The sequence below is a fragment of the Streptomyces sp. IBSBF 2435 genome (assembly GCF_036815005.1).
In the GTDB taxonomy this organism is placed as follows: Bacteria; Actinomycetota; Actinomycetes; order Streptomycetales; family Streptomycetaceae; genus Actinacidiphila.
Window position 1 is genome coordinate 1 of sequence record NZ_JAJSYW010000351.1, and the last position, 2,605, is coordinate 2,605.

1 protein-coding gene is annotated in these 2,605 nt (G+C 74.3%); it reads left to right on the top strand.

Features of this window, described 5'->3' with window-relative positions; all coding sequences use genetic code 11:
- The coding region (locus V7E46_RS33270; protein WP_333771887.1) for a non-ribosomal peptide synthetase at positions 1-2,605 on the top strand (2,605 nt) is incomplete at both ends.

Consider the following 2,605-nt stretch of genomic DNA (forward strand, 5'->3'; position numbering starts at 1 on the left):
CGCGTATCCGGTCGCAGCTCGGGCGTGACCTGACCGTCCGCGACCTCTTCGACCACCCCACCGTCCAGGGCGCAGCAGAACACCTGTCCACACCCGCCGGCACGCGCCCGGTCCTCGCCCGCGCGGTACGCCCTGACCCCCTGCCGCCCTCGTACGCCCAACGGCGGCTGTGGTTCCTGAACCAGATCGAGGGGCGTACCGCCACCTACACCATGCCGCTGGTGCTGGAACTGCGCGGACCGCTGGACCGCGGCGCGCTGCGGGACGCGCTCGGCGACGTCGTGGCCCGCCACGAGAGCCTGCGTACGGTCTTCCCGGCCGTCGACGGGGAACCCGCGCAGCGCGTCCTTTCCGCCGAGGCCGCCCGCCCGGCGCTGCCCGTCGCCGAGACCGCCGATCCGGCCGAGGCGGACCGGCTGCGCACCGCGTTCCTGCACGAGGGCTTCGACGTCACCGACGAACCTCCGCTGAGGGCGAAGCTGCTCGCGCTCGCGCCGCAGGAGCACGTCCTGCTGCTCGCGGTGCACCACATCGCCTGTGACGGGTGGTCGCTGGCCCCGCTGGCCCGCGACCTGCTCGACGCCTACACCGCGCGGACCGGGAAGCAGCCGCCGGCCGCCCCGCCGCTCCCCGTCCAGTACGCCGACTACGCGCTCTGGCAGCGCCGGCTGCTGGGGACCGCGGACGACACGGCCGGCCTCATGGCCGGGCAGCTGCGCCACTGGCGCAAGGCGCTGGAGGGCATGCCGCAGGAGCTGGACCTGCCCTTCGACCATCCGCGGCCGGCCCACGCCTCCTACCGCGGGGCCACCGCCGCGCTGCACATCGACGCCGACCGCCACCGCGCCCTGCGGCGGCTGGCCCGGCTGTCCGGCGGAACCGTCTTCATGGCCCTGCAAGCGCTCGTCGCGGCACTGCTGACCCGGCTGGGGGCGGGCACCGACATCCCGCTCGGCACCCCGGTGGCCGGCCGGGCCGACGAGCGGCTCGACAGCCTGGTCGGTTTCTTCGTCAACACCCTCGTGCTGCGCACCGACACCTCGGGCGACCCCGGCTTCCGCGCACTGCTGGAACGGGTGCGCGACACCGACCTCAACGCCTTCGCCCACCAGGACCTCCCCTTCGAGCTGCTGGTGGAGGCGCTCAGCCCGACCCGGTCGCTGGCTCGCCACCCCCTCTTCCAGGTCCTCGTCGCGTCCCAGCAGACCGAGCGGGCGTCCTTCCGGCTGCCCGGACTGACCGTGGCTGTCGACGCCCCGCCGCTGGACGTCGCCCGCTTCGACCTCGTCTACAGCTACGACGAGCGGACCACGGCGGACGGGGAACCGGCGGGCGTGGACATCACGGTCGAGTACGCGACTGACCTGTTCGCGCCGGACACGGTCGAGCGCCTCAACGGCTGCCTGCTGCGGCTGCTGCACTCCGCCCTGGAGGAGCCCGGGACACCGCTGAGCCGGCTGGACATCCTCTCCCCCCGGGAGCGCGAGCGGTTGCTCGCGCCCGACCCCGCCACCGTCCGCGACGCCCCCGCGGCCGCCCTGCCGCTGCTGGTCGAGCGGCAGGTCGCCCGCACCCCCCTGGGCGTCGCGGTGGTGTACGAGGACGAGGCGGTCGGCTACGCCGACCTGAACGCGCGCGCCAACCGGATGGCCCGGATGCTCGTGGCGGCGGGCGTCGGCCCCGAGGAGACCGTCGGACTGCTGATGTCGCGCTCGGTCGACCTGCTCGTCGCCCTGCTCGCGGTGGTCAAGGCGGGCGCGGCCTACCTCCCGCTGGACCCCGACTACCCCGCCGACCGGATCGCCTACATGCTGCGGGACACCGCGCCCCGCTGCGTCCTGACCACGGCCGGCATGGCCGCGAGGGTGCCGGCCGGGACCGGGGGGACGATCGTCCTCGACGACGCCGACGTCGTGCACGCGCTCGCCGGCCGCCCGGACGCCGACCTCACCGACGCCGACCGCACCGCGCCGCTGCTGCCCGGCCATCCGCTGTACGTCATCTACACGTCCGGGTCGACCGGCCGGCCCAAAGGCGTGGTCTTCCCCTACGGAGCGCTGGTCAACCTGCTGGGCTGGCACGCCGAGGCGCTGGGCGGCGGACCGGGGACGGTGACGGCGCAGTTCGCCTCGCTGAGCTTCGACGCGGCGACCCAGGAGGTCTTCTCCGCCCTCACCTCCGGCAAGACGCTGGCCGTGCCGCGCGACGAGGTCCGCCGGGACTTCGGACGCTTCGCCCTGTGGCTGGCGGAGCGCCGGGTCAACGAGCTGATCGCGCCCACGCCCGTGCTGGAGGGCATCGCCGAGACCGTACGCGACCTGGGCCTGCCGCTGCCCGACCTGACGCACATCGTCCAGGGCGGCGAGGCGCTGACCGTGGGTCCCGCGCTGCACGCGCTCTTCGCGCCCGGCAGCGGCCGTACCCTGCACAACCACTACGGGCCCAGTGAGACGCACGCCGCCACCTCCCACACCCTGCGGGCGGACGCCGTCGAGCGCTCGATGACCGTGCCGATTGGTGGTGCGGTGTGGAATACGCGGGTGTATGTGCTGGATGGTGTGTTGCGGCCGGTGCCGGTGGGTGTGGTGGGGGAGTTGTATGTGGG